13 protein-coding genes are annotated in these 17,597 nt (G+C 73.1%); 8 read left to right on the top strand and 5 right to left on the bottom strand.

Annotated features, from left to right (window positions below):
* Positions 1-14 precede the first annotated feature (14 nt).
* The 7 genes from B4N89_RS39165 to B4N89_RS39195 all read left to right on the top strand — a co-directional run bounded on the left by B4N89_RS39165 (position 15) and on the right by B4N89_RS39195 (position 10,093).
* Entirely contained in the window at positions 15-1,247 is a 1,233-nt protein-coding gene (locus B4N89_RS39165; protein WP_201261118.1) for an alpha/beta fold hydrolase, read from the top strand.
* Positions 1,248-1,385: 138 nt separating this feature from the next.
* Positions 1,386-1,958: an RNA polymerase sigma factor gene (locus B4N89_RS39170; protein ID WP_235619219.1), complete on the top strand. Its 573-nt coding sequence runs from the start codon at positions 1,386-1,388 to the stop codon at positions 1,956-1,958.
* The gene (locus B4N89_RS39175) at positions 1,955-3,010 is read left to right on the top strand and encodes a CU044_5270 family protein (RefSeq protein WP_078981300.1); all 1,056 of its coding nucleotides are present in this window, start codon (positions 1,955-1,957) and stop codon (positions 3,008-3,010) included. Before B4N89_RS39170 ends, B4N89_RS39175 begins: the two co-directional genes overlap by 4 nt.
* Positions 3,011-3,129: 119 nt before the next feature.
* Positions 3,130-4,950, top strand: a complete 1,821-nt coding sequence (locus B4N89_RS39180) for a hypothetical protein (RefSeq protein WP_143658240.1) — start codon at positions 3,130-3,132, stop codon at positions 4,948-4,950.
* 392 nt (positions 4,951-5,342) lie between these two features.
* Complete coding sequence (locus B4N89_RS39185; RefSeq protein ID WP_078981302.1) at positions 5,343-8,252, top strand: helix-turn-helix transcriptional regulator; 2,910 nt, start codon at positions 5,343-5,345, stop codon at positions 8,250-8,252.
* A 276-nt stretch (positions 8,253-8,528) separates the two neighbouring features.
* Positions 8,529-9,212, top strand: coding sequence for a papain-like cysteine protease family protein (locus B4N89_RS39190; protein ID WP_078981303.1), 684 nt, complete (start codon positions 8,529-8,531; stop codon positions 9,210-9,212).
* Between the two features lie 5 nt (positions 9,213-9,217).
* On the top strand, positions 9,218-10,093 hold the full coding sequence (locus B4N89_RS39195) for a hypothetical protein (protein ID WP_078981608.1): 876 nt from the start codon (positions 9,218-9,220) through the stop codon (positions 10,091-10,093).
* A gap of 151 nt (positions 10,094-10,244) precedes the next feature.
* Here the strand turns inward: B4N89_RS39195 and B4N89_RS39200 are convergent, their stop codons facing one another.
* The 5 genes from B4N89_RS39200 to B4N89_RS39220 form a co-directional block, all read right to left on the bottom strand.
* Entirely contained in the window at positions 10,245-10,517 is a 273-nt protein-coding gene (locus B4N89_RS39200; RefSeq protein WP_078981304.1) for a hypothetical protein, read from the bottom strand.
* A 226-nt stretch (positions 10,518-10,743) separates the two neighbouring features.
* Entirely contained in the window at positions 10,744-11,601 is an 858-nt protein-coding gene (locus tag B4N89_RS39205) for a hypothetical protein (RefSeq protein ID WP_078981305.1), read from the bottom strand.
* A 178-nt stretch (positions 11,602-11,779) separates the two neighbouring features.
* Positions 11,780-12,283, bottom strand: coding sequence for a SigE family RNA polymerase sigma factor (locus B4N89_RS39210; RefSeq protein ID WP_078981306.1), 504 nt, complete (start codon positions 12,281-12,283; stop codon positions 11,780-11,782).
* A 353-nt stretch (positions 12,284-12,636) separates the two neighbouring features.
* Positions 12,637-13,719, bottom strand: a complete 1,083-nt coding sequence (locus tag B4N89_RS39215; RefSeq protein WP_235619220.1) for a helix-turn-helix transcriptional regulator — start codon at positions 13,717-13,719, stop codon at positions 12,637-12,639.
* 39 nt (positions 13,720-13,758) lie between these two features.
* Positions 13,759-15,927 carry a bifunctional serine/threonine-protein kinase/transporter substrate-binding domain-containing protein gene (locus B4N89_RS39220; RefSeq protein ID WP_078981307.1) on the bottom strand — a complete coding sequence of 723 codons (2,169 nt, stop codon included), beginning with the start codon at positions 15,925-15,927 and terminating at the stop codon, positions 13,759-13,761.
* A 136-nt stretch (positions 15,928-16,063) separates the two neighbouring features.
* On the opposite strand from B4N89_RS39220, the gene B4N89_RS39225 reads away from it, so the two are divergent.
* Positions 16,064-17,512, top strand: coding sequence for a S28 family serine protease (locus tag B4N89_RS39225; RefSeq protein WP_078981308.1), 1,449 nt, complete (start codon positions 16,064-16,066; stop codon positions 17,510-17,512).
* Positions 17,513-17,597: the final 85 nt, after the last annotated feature.

The following is a 17,597-nucleotide window of genomic DNA, read 5'->3' on the forward strand; positions in this document are numbered from 1 at the left end:
GACGGGGAACTGCTGTGGAGCACCGACCAACCGAGAACGGCACCGACAACGAGGCCGATCCCGAAGTCGGCACCGATACCGGCGTCGGCGGGGCGGCCGGTGGCGGCCGGGGCGACGAGGACGGCTCGGCCGCCGAGGCCCGACCGGGCGCCGACGCGGACGCGACGGTGACCGAGGCGGGTGCCGGCGTCGGTGCGAGTGTCGGTGCCTCCGCGGCCGAGCCGCCCTCGGACGCCGACCATCCGGCCACGGACCCGCCGTCCGACGGGACCCCGCCGCCCCGGACGCGGTCGCGGCTTCGCCGGTGGGGGCGGCGGATCGCGTTGACCTGTGTCGTGACGCTGGTCGCCGTGACGCTCGCGTCGTTCACGTACAACGCGTTCACCGACGACCGGGCCGACCCACCCGAGGGGCTGACCTACGTACAGGCGGCCGACATCCGTACGCGCTACCAGACGTGGGGCACGTCCGGGTCGCCCGTCGTCCTCGTGCACGGCGCCTTCGAGTCCGTCGACACCTGGTCGCGGCTGGCTCCACTGCTGGCCCGCAACCACCGGGTCTACGCGCTCGATCTGACCGGCTACGGCTACAGCCAGCGGCGCGGCCCGTACACGGTCGACCACCTCACCCGGCAACTCCTGGGCTTCCTCGACGCGATGCACCTGGGTGGTCCGGGTGAACGGCCGCTGCTGGTGGGCCACTCCAGCGGAGCCGCGATGGTCGCGGAGGCGGCCCTGCGCGCGCCCGAGCGGATCGGGGGAATGATGCTCCTCGACGGCGACGCGCTCGACACCGGCGCCGGTCCGCCGTCCGCGCTCCGGTACGTGCTGATCGACCCGTTCCGCACCAGCCTGCTGCGGATCGGGCTCGGTACGGACTGGCTGATCCGGAAGGTGTACGGCTCGCAGTGCGGACCGCAGTGCCCTCGACTGGACGGCGCGGGGGTCGACCAGTGGCGGCGACCCTTCCAGGTCGCGGGCGCCGAGGGCGCGCTGTGGAGCATGCTCGGCGAGGGAGTGCTCGGGATACCCGCCGACCGCCTGCGGCGGCTGCGCGACGTGCCCATGCCCAAGTCGGTGGTCTTCGGCGCGAACGACGACGTGTTCGACCCCAAGACCCCCACCGAAACCGCGGACCGCATAGGCGCCCCACCTCCCACGCTCATCCCCAGGTCCCGCCACCTCCCCATGATCTCCGCCCCCGAAGCGGTAGCCGGCGCAATCGACGCGGTCCCGGCACGGCAGTAGCCGGCAAACGATCGTCGGACAGGCGGAGCGCGGGTGACCTGGGTCACGGGAACCCCCCGGGGGCTGCGGACAACTTGATACGTGAACTACTCGATGCATGCCGCGATTCGCGCTGGGGATCCCGTTCGCTTTCGGGAGATGTTCCAGGCGCACCACGGGGTCGTGTACGCGCACGCCTACCGGGTCACCGGCGACTGGGCGGCGGCGGAGGACGTCGTCTCGCTGACGTTCTTGGAGGCCTGGCGGCTGCGGGAACGGCTGCGCGACGAAGGTGATACGCCGCTGCCCTGGCTGATGGGCATCGCGGTCAACGTGTTGCGCAACCGCCATCGGGCGGCGCGCAGGCATCGGCACGCGATGGCGAGATCCCCCGGGCGGACCGTGGTACCCGACATCGCCGACGCCGTCGTCGACCGGATCGACGACGGCGAGCGGCTGGCCGCGGCCCGCGCCGCGCTGGGCCGGCTGCGCCGTACCGATCGCGAGATCTTCACCCTGTGCGTGTGCTCGGGACTGACCTATGCCGAGGTCGCCCAGGCGCTGAACCTGCCGGTGGGCACGGTGCGTTCCCGGCTCTCCCGTGCGCGGGCCCGGTTGCGCGGGCTGGCCGAGGAGGAACTGCGCGTGATGCGAGGCACCTTCGTCCCGCCCGGCGCGGCGACCTCGTCACCCACCCCCGTCCGTACGATCCTCCGGGAGTCGGCCCCATGACGCACCCGTCCCGCACACCAGGCAGGCCCTCCCCCGCCGAGGCCGCCACGCCCGCCGAGGCCGACCGCGCCCATCCCGGCGACGACGCGTTCGAACGCGCGCTGGCCCACGACGTGCACCCCACCCCCGGGCGGCGGCGACTGCTCGAGGAACACCTGATGCGCGAGATCACCGGGGACCCGGCCCAGGCTGCCCGCGCCCCCCGACCGGCACGGGTGCGGCGCCGACCGTTCCGGCTCGTGGCGCCGCTCGGCGCGACCGGCGCCGTGCTCGCGATCGTGGCCGGCATCGTGCTGCTCGACACGCCCGACCCCGGCTCGGCCGGGCACACCTCCGCCACCCCTGGCCGGGTCGACTCGGCTGCCCGGCCCACGATTCCCCGGCCGGGACAATTCCTGTACACGGAACTGGAGTTGTCCTCCTGGACCGACTCGGACGATGTGCCGCAGCGGGTACCGCCGCACTCGCGCAAGCAGTGGGTGTCCCAGGACGGGCGCCGGATGGTCATCGACGAACCCGGCGCCGGGCTGAACGGGGTGTCACTCGTGAACGATCCGCCGATGCGCTGGAACTACCTGGAACTGGCCGCGTTGGCCCCGGACCCGGACGTCCTGACGGCGACGATCCGACAGCGGAACGAGGAGACGCCGGGAGAGATCGAGCAGGCCGTGTTCGAGGAGATCGCGGGCATCCTGACCCGCGGCGTCGTCCCCCCGGGGATGTCGAACGCGCTGTTCGAGGCCGCGTCCCGATTGACGGGCGTGGACCGCGCCGAGGACGCCGTCGACGCGCGCGGTCGGCACGGCATCGGGCTGGCGCGAACCGACCAGCGCGGCGGGATGCGGACGGAACTGGTCTTCGACCCGAACGGCCGGGTCCTCCTCGGCTCGCGCCTGGTGCTGACCCGGCCCCGCGAGAATCACCCGATCGGGGCCGTCATGGCGACAACGACAGTGCTCGAACGCGACATCATCGACACCATGCCCGGCGAACCGACGGCCGGGACGCACGGCTCGCACGGGTTGTCGATCGCCCCGACGCCTCGATCGTGACCGGCTTCGCACACGCGCGCGGTCCGGCGCGACAGCGCCCCGACGGCCGTCCACCCGCCGAACCGGAACTTCGAACCACGCCATCGAACCGGACCACCGACCCGGAATCCAAGGACGACATGACCGGCACCACCACACCCACCCTCGCACCCGACGCGGCCCCGGACGCCACCGCGCCGCCGGAGCCCGCCGCCGGCCCCCACCGCGACCTCACCCGCCGGATCCGACTCCTCGACCACCTCGCCATCGCCCTCCCGGTACTGATCCTGGCCGTCATGGGGTGGCATCGACGGTGGATCACCGACGACGGGTTGATCTACGTACGCGCGGCCCGACAGATCCTCGCCGGCAACGGGCCGGTGTACAGCCCCGGCGAGCGCGTCGAGACGTCGACCGGCACGTTGTGGCAGTGGCTGCTGGTGCTGCTCGACGCGTTCGTCCCGGGTGATCCGGCCCGCGTCGCCGTGTACGCGGGCCTCGTCCTGTCGGTCGCCGGGTTGGGGCTCGCCCTGGCGGGCACCCGTCGGCTGCTGCGCGCGGAAACCGGTCGGGTCCTCGTCCCCGCCGGCGCGCTCGTCCTGGTCGCGCTGCCCCCGGTCTGGGACTTCGCCACGTCGGGGCTCGAAACCGGTCTGCTCGTCGCCTGGATCGGCCTGTCGTGGTGGCTGCTGGTCGGGGGCGATCCCCGGGCGTGGTCGACCCGGCACCGGCTCGGCGTCGCGGTCGTGTTCGGGCTCGGATTCCTGATCCGCCCCGAACTGGTCGCGACCGCGGTGGTGTTCCTGATCGCTCTGGCCATGGTGGCCGAGTCGGGTCGGCGCGCCGTCGTGGTGATGTTCCTGGCCGCCGGCGCGCTTCCCCTGGCATACCAGATCTTTCGCATGGGCTTCTACGGCCTGCCCTATCCGATGCCCGCCGTCACGAAGAGTGCGACGCGCCTGTACTGGGGGCGAGGCTGGGACTATCTCCTCGACTTCGACCGGCCCTACCGCCTGTGGCTGCCCACCCTCCTGATCCTGGCCGTGGTGGTGCTCCTCCTGCTCCGTCGCCGCCCGCACGAGCGGCGCACGCCGATCCTCGGTGCCGCGCCGGTCGTGGCCGCGCTCGTCCAGGCGTTGTATGTCGTGGGCGTCGGCGGCGACTTCATGCACGGTCGTATGTGGTTGCCGGTGCTGGTGCTGATCCTGCTGCCGGCCCTGCTCGTGCCCGTGGACCGTCGTGTGGCGGCCGTTCTCGTGCTGGTCCCGGTCTGGGCCGTCTGGTGCGGCGTGTCGCTGCGGTCCGGTCTGACCACCACCAACGGGCCGCGTCCGGGGGTGTACCAGACCTGGAACGAGCGCATGGTGTACGTGAATTGGACCAAGACCCCCAATCCCACCACCTCGTACGCGCACAGCGAGACCCTGCCGGGGCTGCGCGCGGAGCTGTTCCGCATGGACGCCGAGGGCCGGCACCTGCTGGTGCTGGACGGCAACTACCTCTCCCCCGCCGGCGGTATGCCGCCGTTGCCGCTGCGACCCGAAGTGCGGGCCGCCGAGGGCTTGGTGATGGGGCGACTGGGCGTCGGCGGCGTGGTCACCCCGCTGAGCGGGATCGTGGTGGACGTGTGGGGGCTGAGCAACACGGTCGGCGCGCACATCGAGCGCACCCAACACGTCGCCGCCGGCCACGAGAAGCTGCTCCCCCTGGCCTGGAACGTCGCCCTGTACGTCGACCCGGCCGCCTGGTCGCGGATCCCGCCGAACGCGGCATCCCCGGAGGACATCCGCGCCGCCCGGGCCGCCCTGGACTGCGGCGACCTGAAGGAGTTGGTGCGCTCCACGACGGAGCCGATGACGCCGGGCCGGTTCCTGCGCAACCTGGGCGGCTCCTTCGACCGCGCCCGGCTGACCATCCCGGCCGACCCGAAGGCGGCGGAACGCAAGTTCTGCCACCGCTGACCCGGGCCGCCGCCGGGACACCACCTCGCGAGACCAAGGATCTCCGCAGGTGAACCCGGCGCTCGGCACCATGTCGCGGCCGTGCGTGCTCCGGCGGGCCGCCGGTACCGGTGCTTCCGGACCCGTTCGCGCAAGCGGGCCCGCACCCGGCGAGCGAGGACGTCGGCGGATGCCGACGAGCAGGGCGCGGGGCGGGTCGGCGGCCGAGTGTGCGCCGGCCGCGTCGCCGGAGGCGGCGCGGGCGAGGGGGTTGGTCGAGGAGTACGGGGCCGGCGCCGGGCGTCTCCGGCCGCGCGCCCGTTGACGCCCGGCGGGACCCGAGTGACGATGGGTCGGGCAGCGGGCGGGTGGCGGCCTCGGCGGATGTGGATCCGGCATGGTGAGGACGACGCGTGGCGCACACCGACCGTACGCGAGACGAACTGACCGCGCTGGCCCGGGATCGGCTCGCCTCCGGCGGGGTCGTCCTGCACGGCCCGGTCGGAATCGGCAAGTCCCATGTGCTTCGCACACTGCTCGCCGGCGACCGGGGCGCACCGCTGTTGCGGACCGAACCAGCGGCCGCGGAGCGGAAGTTGGCCTTCTCCACGCTCGCCGACCTGCTCGATCCGGTCACCGACGAAGTGTTGCGCGCACTGCCCGTACCGCAACGCTCGGCCCTACGGGTCGTGTTGTGCCGAGAACCGGCCGAACCGGGCGGACCGGATCCGCTGGCGTTGCGTCTGGGTACGCTCGCGGTATTGCGCGCGTTGTCCGCGTCCACTCCGGCGCTGGTGGCGATCGACGGTGCGCAGTGGGTGGATCCGGCCAGTGCCGAGGTGCTGACGTTCGTCGCCCGGCGCCTGGATCCCGCGCGCGTACGCGTGGTCGTCGCCGAGACCACGGATCCGCCGGCCGGGCCGATCCACGGCGGCCGATTCTGTCCCGGCGACCTGCTCGAACTCGAACTCCCGCCGCTGAGCCTGGCGGAGACCCGCGATCTCCTCGACCGAACCGACCGAACCGTCGGGCCCGCCGGCTCCATCGGAGCCGTCGGTCCCGACGATCCGACGGACGAACGCCCCCTGCCCCACTGGCTCGGCCGGCAGGTGCATCGGGCCGGCGCGGGCAACCCGATGTACACGCTCGAACTCGCTCGCGCACTACGCCGATTGGACCGGTTCCCGGCTCGCGATCAACCGTTGCCCGTGCCCGATCGGCTGCGCCGACTGCTCACCACCCGCCTGGAGGGTTGGTCGACCGACGCCCGCTGGTTGTTGCTGCTCGCCGGGGCCGCCGCCCGTCCCACCATCGCGACGCTGCGGGCGGCGGCCGGTTTCGTGCCCGCGGCGCACGACGCGCCGATCCACACGGCGGACCCGAGCGGGGACGATCCGGTCCGGCGCACCGTCGCGGAAGCGACCGCGGCAGGCGTCCTCGACGTGGGCGAGGATGGCGATCGACTGCGGTTCGTCCACCCGCTGTTCGCCGCCGCGCTGTACGACGGCGGCACCGCGGAGGAGCGCCGCGCCGCGCATGCCGCGCTCGCCGAGGTGTGCGGCGAACCGATCGAACGGGCCCGCCATCTGGCCCTGGCCCTGCCCGGTCCGGACGAACGGGTGGCCGGCACGCTGATGGCCGCCGCCGAACAGGCCCGCCGCCGGGGCATGCCCGACGAGGCCGCCGCGCTGGCCCGCCTCGCCGTGGCGCGTACCCCGGACGAGCACGCCGACCGCAGATGCGAACGCAGCCTCGACGGCGCCGCACACGCCTACGCGGCCACCGACTACGAGCTGTGTCGCGAACTGGCCGGTCACGTCTTCGCCCTCGGCCCCGCCCCCGCGCAACGCGTCCGGGCCTGCATCCTGATCATCAACGCGGCCAACCAGGCGCTGCACGATCTGGACGAGGTGTTCGCGGAGGCGTTCGCCCAGGTCGGCGACGACACGTGCGGGCGGGCTCGGCTGCACTATCTGCGCGCGTGCAAGGCGCACATCAGCGACGGCGACTCGGCGATCGCCTGGGCCGAGGCGGCGCGCGCCGCGACGCTCGCCCGGCGTGGCGGCGACCACTCCACCGAGCAGGTGGCGCTCGCCCTCCAGGCGTTCGTGGGCACCCTCCAGGGCCGGCCGAACGCGCGCGAACCGCTGACCCGGGCGCTGGCCCGGCCGCAGGACGCCGGACCGACCGGCAGCCACAACGGTCCTCGCGGGGTCAAGGCACGGTTGGACTTCTTCGCCGACCGGCTCGTCGACGCCGCGGCCGAACTCGACCGCATGTTGCGCCGGGCCAAGGAATCCGACGACGCGGAGGAGAAGGTGTTCCTGCTCTGCGCCAAGGTCGACGTGGATGTTCGGGCGGGGCGGTGCGCTCAGGCGTTGTCGGCCGGGCACGAGGCGTTGCGGGTGGCTCGGGAGATCGGCGCGCAGCTCGGTCCGGCGTACTATGCGGCGGCGGTGGCCGAGGCGGCCGGGGGCGACCCGGCCCGGGGCGCGGAACTGGCCCGCGAGGGCGTACGCGTGGGTCGGTCCGAGCAGGATCAGGTGTATCTGCCGTTGGCGCTGTGCATCCTGGGGCAGATCCAGTATCGGCTGCGCGATCCGGTCGCGGCGGTGGGTTGCCTGAGTCGGGCCCGTACGATCGCCGGGCGGCGCGGCATCGTGGATCCGGCGGCGATCCCGTGGGGCGTGGATCTGGCCGAGGCGCTGGTGGCGGTGGGCGATCACGATCAGGCGCGCGCGGTGGTGGCCGAGGTCGGCGAGGCCGCGCAACGGTTGGGCCGTGACGGGGTGTTCGCGTCGTTGTCCCGGGCCGACGCCCTGGTCAGGGGCGAGTCCGGCGACCTCGCCGGGGCAGCCGAGTGCCTGCGGGCGGCGGCCGAGCGGCATCGCGAACTGGGCCTGCCGATGGAGCACGGCCGCGACCTGTTGGCGCTCGGTGTCGTGGAGTTGCGCCGCCGGCATCCGGCGGCGGCGCTGGCCGCGTGGCGCGGCGCGGAGTTGGCGTTCGTACGCGTCGCGGCGCGTCCGTGGCTGGATCAGGTCCGTACCGAGTTGGAGCGGGTGACCTTCGCGGACGACCCGGCCGCGGGTCGTACGGCCGCCGAGGCGCGCACGCGGGCGTTGACGCCGGCGGAGCATCGGGTCGCGGAGATGGTCGGCGACGGCGCGACCAACCGCGAGATCGCCACCCGCCTGTTCCTGTCCGCCAAGACGGTCGAGTCCACGCTGACCCGGGTGTACCGCAAGCTCGGGATCCGCTCGCGCGCCGAGCTGATCCGCCTCTCCCTGGGTGCGAACGGCGAGTCCCACCAGGGGGAATAGCCGCGCTCCGCGGTTGGTCGCGGCATCGAGGGGGGCTCGGGGGAACCCCCTGCTTTGCGTCCGGGGGGTTCCGGAGCGGAGCGCGAGGGATCAGCGTTGCCGGTGTTCCCCCGCACGACCGGCGAGGGACTTCCTCCGCGTCCCGGACGACTCATCGCGCGCGTCGTCCGGGATGTCCGGCACCGCGTGTCCCGTTCCGTTCGCGGTGCCCCCTCGCCGGTCGCGTCCCCCTCGATCTCCGTCCGGTGCCCCCGCACCGGACGAGAAGGAGACCCGATGACTCTGCGGAATCCCGGTACGGTTCGAAGCGCCGCGAACCTGCCGGTCACGCCGTCGCGGCGCTGGAAGTCGGTCTGTGCCGCGGTGACCGCCGCGCTGTGTCTGGCCGTTCCGTTGGCCGGCACCGCGTCGGCGGCACCGGCCGGGCCGTCCGTCGCCGCGCCCCTGAAGGTCGCCCCGGGTGGTCCGCACGCCGCTTACGGTGCACGGCAGTTGGCCCTCACCGAACTGACCCAGGTGCAGAACCAGTGGTGCTGGGCGGCCACCGGACTGTCCGTGGCCAGGTATCTCGGTCGCGGTCTGAACACCAGTCAGAACACCTTCTGCGACTACGCCCGCGGCCTGCCCACCAACTACCAGTGCCCGAACCAGCCCGGCGAGCTGAGCGACGTACAGCGGGCCTGGTCCCGCCTCGGCATGCGACCGGGGCGGGTCGCCGGAACGCTGAGCCTCGGCACGGTGGCGTCATCGATCGACGCCAACTCGCCGATCGTGGTGGGCATCTACTGGACCGCGGGTGGCGGGCACGCGAACGTCCTGTACGGCTACGACGCGGACAACGGAACGCTGATGTACTCCGACCCGTGGCCGTCCAGTCAGCGCTACGGCGAGATGGATTACAACTCGTACGTCAGCAACTACGAGTTCCAGTGGGCCGAGTCGCTGTACGGAGAGGCGTGAGTGTGATGACCGACATCTTCCGTTCCCGGCCCGACCACTTCCGCGCGCCCGTTCGGCGCGTCGGGGTGTTGGCCACCGTCGGTATCGGTGCGTTGCTGTTCCTCGCACCGACCGCGTCGGCCGCCGGTGACGCCGCCCTGACCGGTGGCGCGCCGACGGCCGCCGACCGGAACGCGGCGCAGCAGGCTCTGGTCTCCCCCGAGACCACGAACCGGCTGGCGACCTTCTTCGTCCACCTCGACCAGCGTGCGACCGCGCAAAACGGCGCGGTGGTCCAGTCGAAGGTCGCTCCCGAGGCCGCGGCGGCGCAGGCCCCGCAGCTCGTGGGCGCCGCGGTTCCGGTGTACTCGCTCAACGCGGACTTCGTGCGCGGCGGCAACCCGTCGGCGCCGGTGGCCAATTTCGCCTACCTCGCCACCGAGGCCCGTTCGGCCGCCGGGGTCGAGGCGACCGTGTGGACGGTGCGCGACCGCACCTCGGGCGCGTGGCGGGTCACCAACGTGCTGTCGGGTGCCGACGAGGTCGGCTATGCCCGCCAGGCGGGCGGAGACGCGGTGTTCACCGAACCGCAGATCGCGGCCTGGTACCGGGTGCACGAAGGTCGCGTCCTGCCGCTGAACCCGGCCGCGCAGCAATCGGTCGGCCCGAACGGCGCGACTCTCGACGACTATCGCAGGCTCGTACACGACCGGTACGCCGACAAGTTGCCCGGGTCGACGTACCAACGCGACGGCAAGTTGGGCGGCTTCGCGGCCACGCCGAGCACACATCACGGCGGATCCTCGGCGGCCGACATCGTGCTGCCGGCGAGTGCGGCCGGCGTGCTGGTCCTGGGCGCCGGCACCCTGGTGATCCGTCGCCGCCGGTCGGCAACGGCCTGATCCCGCCGCTCGATCCGCGCTCCGTGCGGCCACCCGACCGCCACGGACCCGAATCCCACCGCCCCGCGGGCCGAAGTCGCGGGGCGGTGGCCGTTTGCCCGGGGGCGGATCGCGGTCGCGCTCGACCCGGGCCCGGCCGTTCGTGCGGGCTCTATCGGCCGGCGTACGCGCAGGCTCGGGCGGCGATCGTCGCGGGGACGCCCTCGACGCCGGTGAGCAGGGATGCGCAGGTAGCCGCTCCGGCGGGGCCGTTGGCACCGTACCCGCAGGCGGTGCCGGTGATCATCGAGGTGTATCCCTCCACGGCGAGGTAGGCGACGCAGTCGGCCGGGGCGGCCTGTGCGGCGGGTGCGGCGGCGGCGAGACCACCGAGAGCAACGGCCAGGATTCCGGTTGTTGCGGCGATCCGACGGGACAAGCGCATGGGACTCCCGTTTCCTCGGTCACGAACGCGAACGGGCCGATACCCGCGATGCTTCGGGCGGTCACACGAGCCGAAACGGCGGCGGCCCGCCCGTCACCGTAGGTCGTTGCCGCGCCCCGGGACAAGGCTCGAATCGGCCGGACAGGGTGAGCATCCGGTGGCGGAGGCGCGGATCGCCCGCCCCGGGCGAGTGCCTTCGGGGCGGGCGATCGCACATGCCGCCGGGTCAGTGCGGGCCGACTGATCCCGTGGGAGCCGAGGGGATGGCCGCGATCACGTCCTGGTTGGCCACGAGCGCCAGCAACTCGGCGCTGTTCAGGGCCGAACCGCTCAGGATCGTGCCGAACTTGTCGCGGTTGCTCGACGAGACGTCGTAGGTCAGCCCGGCGGGTGTGATCAAGGAGACCGAGACGGAGGTCTCCCGCCCCTGGCGCAGTTTCCCGGTGATCGCCTTCGAGCCGTCGGGCAGGACGCTGCGCACGCACTCGGACCAGTCGGCTTGGAGCATATTGCCCGTCTTGGTGTCGAGTTGTGGACCGAGTTGGCAATGGTTGACCGGCTCGGCGCCCGGGATGGCGGGCTCGCCACCGCCGAGCACGATCGTGGTGACGGTGCCGTCGTCACGGGTCAGTCGGAAGAAGAGCGTGCGGTCGCCCTCGTCCTGGTCCTCGGCCTCGACCACGCCGGCGGGCAGGTGTGCGCGCAGCGCGGCGAGCACCGCGTCGTGGATGGGGCCGGGGTTTCGCAGGAACTCGTCGCCGGACACGGTGGGCGGCTGCGCGGCGCCGGTGTGCGGTGCGGTCTGGGACGGCGGCGGTTGCGGTACCGTCCGGCTGGGGGCGGCAGCCGGGCCGCCCGTGGCGGGTGCGTCGTCGTCCGACGTCAGGGCCAGTGCGCCGACGGCGGTGCCGGCGAGCAGGGCACCCGCGACGAGGCTCGCCACGCCGACGCCGAGGCGACGGCGGCGCCGGCGGCGGGCACCTCCGGCCCGAACTCCGGGCAGGACGTCGGGGATCGGCGGCTCGACATCCGCTGCCGGCAGCATCTCCCGCAGCAGTCCGGGCATCTCGTCTTCGAGAGGCATCGTGCGCTCCTTGGTTTCGGTAGTCGTGCGGCTTGTCGTCGTCGTGCGGCTTGTCGTCGTGCGGGCTTTCCTCACCCCGCGGGGTTGTCGCCGCACAGGGTTGTCGCCGCGCGGCGTCGTCAACGCGCCGGCTTGTCGCCGGGTGCGTGGCTGTCCCGCGCGGTTTTGTCCCGGTCGATCACGCGAGGGCGATGTCCGTCACCGACTCGCCGAGGATCGCCCGCAGTTGGTCCAGTCCCCGACTCGCGGCCGACCGTACGGCCGACGAACTCCGGCCGAGGATCGCCGCGGTCTCCTCGATGCTCCGGTCCTCCCAGTACCGCAGGACCAGCACTGCCCGATATCCGGGCGACACCTTCCCCAGTGCCGCCAACAGCGCCAACCTGCGGGCGTTGTCCTCCGGGACCGCCGAGCCGTCGGGAACGCTGGCGGCCGGGAACTCGCGACTGGCGCGCAAACGTTTGCCGTCCACGAATCCCCGCACCATCACCCGTCGGGTATAGGCGTCCACCGCACCCGGATCACGCATCCTGTGCCACGACGCGAAGACCTTCTCCAACGCGTTCTGGACCAGGTCCTCCGCCTGGTGCCAGTCGCCGCACAGGAGATACGCCGTCCGGCGCAGCGCCTGGTAACGCGCCGCGACGAACTCGTCGAACATCCGCTCTCGTTCCTGCCTCATCGCCGGTCCAGCCTCATCCCGGCCCCCTGCTTCCCGTGTGACCGATGTCCGCGGCGACCGTGTGCTCGCCGGTGTCGGGAGATGGACGGGTCGACGGCCCGGGAATGTTGCGTCACGGTCGCAGGCGGTCGGGGCGCCCGCGCCGGTCACGGACCATCGGGTCCTGCCAGTGCGGGGTTTGCACTGTCTGGGGCGGGGCGTGGTGGTCGATGATCGGTGGGTCCGAGGCGATCGTGGGCGGTATGGAGGGGATCCACGATCGTACGGCGAAGGCGCGTGCCCCCATCCGTGCTCCCCGGATGGGGTCGCGCCGCCTCGGTCGGGGCGCCTCGGGCCGCGTCACCGCGGATGGGTCACGGCTCGCCGTCGAGCAGGGCCAGCGCCGCCGCGGAGACCGCGTCCGCCGGCGCGTACGCGATCACCACCTTGTCCGGGTCGTCGGACGGGTGCAGGGATTCGTAGGTCAGATCGAGCGCGCCCACGAGGGGGTGCCGGATGCGGCAGGTCCCGTGGGCCAGGTCGAACTTCGCCTGGGCCGACCACAGTCGCACGAAGTCGGGACTGGTCGACGCGAGTTCGCGCAGGTGCGCGGCCAGGTCCGGGTCCCGGGGCCGCTTGCCGACCTCGGTCCGCAGATAGGCGACGGTCTCCCCCGCCTTGCGCTCCCAGTCCGCGTACAGGGTTTTGGCGCGCGGGTCGCCGAACATCAGGCCGCCGATCGAGCGCCGCTCGGGCGGGACTTCGCCGAAGTCGAGGAACACCCGGGTGGCCGCGCGGTTCCAGGCCACGATGACGCCGTTGCGGCCGACGACGTACGCGGGCGGGCCCCACGCGTCGAGCAGCACACGCAACCCCGGGCGTACCGCGGCCCGTTCGCGCGCGGTCGTGGCACCCGGCCGGGCCAGGTTGCGCAGGTACTGCCGTTCGCCCCGGGTCAGGCGCAGCGCTTCGGCGACGGCGTCCAGGACCGCGTCCGAGACGCGCGAGGCCTGGCCGCGCTCGAGGCGTATGTAGTGGTCGACGCTGACCGCGGCGAGCGAGGCCACCTCCTCGCGGCGCAGACCGACCACCCGCCGGGGACCGTCGTCGGACAGCCCCACATCGCGCGGCGACAACCGGGCACGCCGGGACACGAGGAATTCGCGTAACGCGGTACTGGGGTCCACGCCGGCCAGTATCCCCATCCAAACGAGTGCTTGGGAAGCATCTCGCCCGCCTCGACGCCGAAGTCGGCCGTCCGTGGGCTTGCACAGCCCGGACGCCCACATGCTGTCGGAGCGGCAGTCGGTGCGGTCCACGATCGCACCGCTGTCCTTGATCCCCTGAGAGAGGGCGACGGCGACGACCGCGGCGGCGAGGATGGACACGAGCGGGTTCAGCGCCCCTTCCCGACGCGCGAGCATGATCAACCGCCCGACCAGGACGACGGCGGGCACGGCGCAGGCGATCGCGCCGACGTCGATTCGGGCGGCGGGTCAGCCGCTGTTGACCGTGACGCGCGCGAGGGCGCCCGCGCCGAGTTGCCAGTGGTCGAGGATCGCCCGGTACTCCCCGGTTTGCAGCAGCCGCTCGAGTGCCTGCCGCACGGCATCCCGCAGCGACGTGTCGGACTTGCGCAGGGCGATGCCGTACGGCAGGGGGTCGATCTGCTCACCCACGACTTCGAGCGCACCGCGCGAGTTCCGGGCGGCGTTCACCGCCACGGGGAGGTCGAACAGGCCCACGTCCGCGCCGCCTTCGGCGATCTGCTTCGCGGCGGCCTCGATGCCGTCGTACTGGGTCGGGCTCGATGTACCGGGTCCGCATCGCGTGTTCGCGCGAGCGACCATGTCCTCCTGGACCGTGCCACGTTGCACCGCCACCTTCGCGCCGCACAGGTCGGCCGGGGTGCGAATGCCCCGGGGGTTGCCCTTCGCGACCAGGAGCGCGCTGCCGGCGGTGAAGTAGTCGACGAAGTCGACCGTGTTCGACCGTTCCCTGGTGTCGAACATCGACGACACGACCAGGTCGACCCGACCCGCGAGCAGCGACGAGATCAGGGCGTCGAACTCGGTGTTCTCCAACTGCGTTTTGGCACCCAGCAGTTGCCCGATCGCTCGGACCAGATCGGCGGACATGCCGACGACGCTTCGGCCGTCCGTGTCCAGATATTCATTGGGTGGGTAAGCGGCGTCCACACCGACCGAGAGGGGTCGCCCGGACCGGTAGGGCTCGGGGAGGAGGTGGGACAGCGGGGCGGCGGGAGGTTGTCCGCCGGCGCCGTTCGGCGCCGAGGTGGCGGTGTTCGGGCCCGGGGGCGAATCGGCGCCGGACGGTTGCGGGTTCGCGGCCTTGCCCGCGCCGACCGCGCCCTTGCCCTCGTCGCGGGTGAACAGGTACGCACCGCCGCCGGCGAGCGCGGCGGCCACGACGGAACCGCCGATCAGCAGGCGGCGGCGCGCGATTCCGGAGCTCGACGGCGCCGGCGGGGCGGGTGGGACGGGGGCGGGGGCGTACGCGGGCTTGACGGGCGGCGGCGGGGGGATCACCGGCGGCCCGGTCGGGCGGGCCGGGGGGCGGTCGGGCCGGGACGACGGGGTGGCGACCGGGCCGCCAGCGGCGGTCGCGGTCGGCGCCTCGGCCGGGTGGTCGAGGTGGTGTGCCGGCCGAACGTCGGTGGGCGGCACGCCGGTCGGTGGGGCGTCCGTGGGCGGGGTGTCCGCCGGCGGGGTGCCCGTGGGCGAGGCGTCCGTTCGGCCCGGCTCTCCCGGCGTCGCCCCGCCGCTCGCCGCCGCCGGCGCGGAACGGCTCCGGACCAGCGCGGAGTGTGCCGCAGGCAGCCAGTCCGCACCCATCGGGCGGGCCGTGGTGCCCAGCATCTCGAGGATCTGCGCCGGGGTGGGCCGCTCGGCCGGATCCCGACGCAGACACGCGGCCACCACCGGCCGCAGTTCCTCGGGGACGGGGTCGAGGTCGGGGTCCCGGTACACGACCCGGAACATCATCTGCGCCGCGTTGCCGGACCCGAACGGGGAGCGTCCGGTCGTCGCGTGGGCGACCACGAGGCCGACCGCGAACACGTCGCTCGGCGGCCCGACCTCGTCGCCCCCGGCCTGCTCGGGCGACAGGAACCCGGGGGTGCCGACCAGGTGTCCCGTCCGGGTCGGCCCGTCGGCCTCCCGCACCATCCGGGCGATGCCGAAGTCGATCACCCGGGGACCGTCGGAGGCCAACAGCACGTTGGAGGGCTTGAGATCGCGGTGCACCAGCCCCACGGCGTGGATCGCGGCCAGCGATTCGGCCAGTCCGGCGGCGAGCAGTCGCGCGCTCGACGCGGGCAGCGGGCCGTGCGCGGCGATCGTCTCGGCCAGCGAGGGGCCGGCGATGTACTCGGTCGCCAACCACGGCGCCTCGGCGTCGGCGTCCGCGTCGACGAACGCGGCGGTCCAGAAGCCGCCGATGCGGCGCATCGCGGCGATCTCCGAGGCGAACCGGCGGCGATAGTGCGGATCCTCGGCCAGGTCGGCCAGGACCACCTTGATCGCGACCAGCCGGCCGCCGGGTGAACGGCCCAGGTACACCTGCCCCATGCCCCCGGCGCCCAGCCTGCCGAGCACCGCGAAGGACCCGATCCGGGACGGGTCCCCGACGCCGATCGTTTCCACGCCGTACCCCCGCTAGTCGAGCCGCCGATCCGTTCGAGGGCTCACCGTACGCGATGGATCGTCTCCCCCGGCCAGGGGAGGCGCTTCCCCCGTTCCGGGGATCCGGTGACCCGGGCGTCCGCGATCTCCTGGGGACATGACAAACGCAAGGCCTGATCGAGACCGGGCGCCACGCGACCCGGGCGGCACGCGGCGGGCCCCGGGCGGCGGCACGACGCCGCGGGGCCGGCGCAGGCTCGCGGCGTTGGCGGTGGGCGCCGCGGTGCTGGTGCCGGCGGGGTCCGGGACGGCGGTGGCGGCCCCGACATCGGCTGCGGCCGGCGTCGCGGCGGCGGAGAGCAGTGGGGCCGACATCCGGGATCGGATCACCGCGATACCGGGCATGCGGGTGGTGGCCGAGAAGCCCGCCGCGCCGGGCATCCGCTACTTCGAGCTGACGTATCGTCAGCCCAACGACCACCGGCACCCCGAGCGGGGCTCCTTCGAGCAACGCCTGAGTCTGCAACACCGTTCGACCGAGCGGCCGATGGTCCTCTACACGAGCGGCTACGACCTGGGAGCCGGAGCGAGCTTCCGCTCCGAGCCGGCGACCCTGCTCGACGGCAACCAGATCTACACCGAACAGCGCTACTTCGGCACCTCCCGGCCCGTCGATCCCACCGATCCCACCGACATGTCCGATCTGAACATCCGCCAGGCGGCCGACGATCACCATCGGCTGATCCAGGCACTGAAGTCGATCTATCGGGGCTCATGGATATCCACCGGCGGCAGCAAGGGCGGCATGGCCACCGTCTACCACCGGCGGTTCCACCCCGACGACGTCGACGGCAGCGTAGTCTACTCCGCGCCGAACAACGTCGACGACCGCGACGACCGCGCGTACGACACGTTCCTGGCCCGGGTGGGCACGCCCGAGTGTCGGGCCGCGCTGCGATCGGTGCAGCGCGAGGCGCTGTTGCGGCGCGACGAGATGACGACCCGCTACGCGCAGTGGGCCGCGACGAACGCGCAGACCTTCGAGACGCTCGGCAGCGTCGACCGGTCCTTCGAACTCGCGGTGCTCCGCCTGCCGATGATGTTCTGGATGTATGCGGGCGAGCCGAAGTGCGCCGGGATCCCGGCGCCGGGTGCATCCGCCGACGAGCTTTACGCATGGGTCGACGGCGTCACCCGGCTCGCGGTCTACGCCGACGAGAGCGTCGAGTTCTTCCGGCCCTACTTCCACCAACTCGGCACCCAGCTGGGCTACATGCAGCTCGCCACGCCCCATTTGGACGGCCTGCTGCGCTACCCCGGCATCCAGGAGGTGCGCAACAACCTGCCGGCCGGCACCCCGCTGCGCTTCGACTCCGGCGCGATGCCCGACATCGACCGCTGGGTCCGCCACCGCAGCGATCGCATCCTGTTCGTCTACGGCGAGAACGACCCGGTACGCGCCGAGCCGTTCCGGCCGGGACCGGGCAGTCGGGACACCCGGGTGCTGATCGCGCCGCACACGGGCCACGGCGCGCGCCTGGGCACCCTCACCCCGGACGACGCCGCGCGGGCGACCGCCGTGCTGCGCCGATGGGCCGGGGTCTGAACCGGACGGGGACACGGGTCGGGCCGGGCGTGCGGTGGGCCCAGGCGTGAGGTCGGCCGGCCTGCCTCTGTGCCGGGGTCCGACC

Origin of the sequence: Embleya scabrispora, from assembly GCF_002024165.1 — a bacterium.
Taxonomy (GTDB): domain Bacteria; phylum Actinomycetota; class Actinomycetes; order Streptomycetales; family Streptomycetaceae; genus Embleya; species Embleya scabrispora_A.

Coding starts and splice junctions, on each gene's coding strand:
- B4N89_RS39170 (WP_235619219.1), top strand. CDS start 1,386: ATGTTCCAGGCGCACCACGGGGTCGTGTACGCGCACGCCTACCGGGTC.
- B4N89_RS39175 (WP_078981300.1), top strand. CDS start 1,955: ATGACGCACCCGTCCCGCACACCAGGCAGGCCCTCCCCCGCCGAGGCC.
- B4N89_RS39180 (WP_143658240.1), top strand. CDS start 3,130: ATGACCGGCACCACCACACCCACCCTCGCACCCGACGCGGCCCCGGAC.
- B4N89_RS39190 (WP_078981303.1), top strand. CDS start 8,529: ATGACTCTGCGGAATCCCGGTACGGTTCGAAGCGCCGCGAACCTGCCG.
- B4N89_RS39195 (WP_078981608.1), top strand. CDS start 9,218: ATGACCGACATCTTCCGTTCCCGGCCCGACCACTTCCGCGCGCCCGTT.
- B4N89_RS39200 (WP_078981304.1), bottom strand. CDS start 10,517: ATGCGCTTGTCCCGTCGGATCGCCGCAACAACCGGAATCCTGGCCGTT.
- B4N89_RS39205 (WP_078981305.1), bottom strand. CDS start 11,601: ATGCCTCTCGAAGACGAGATGCCCGGACTGCTGCGGGAGATGCTGCCG.
- B4N89_RS39210 (WP_078981306.1), bottom strand. CDS start 12,283: ATGAGGCAGGAACGAGAGCGGATGTTCGACGAGTTCGTCGCGGCGCGT.
- B4N89_RS39225 (WP_078981308.1), top strand. CDS start 16,064: ATGACAAACGCAAGGCCTGATCGAGACCGGGCGCCACGCGACCCGGGC.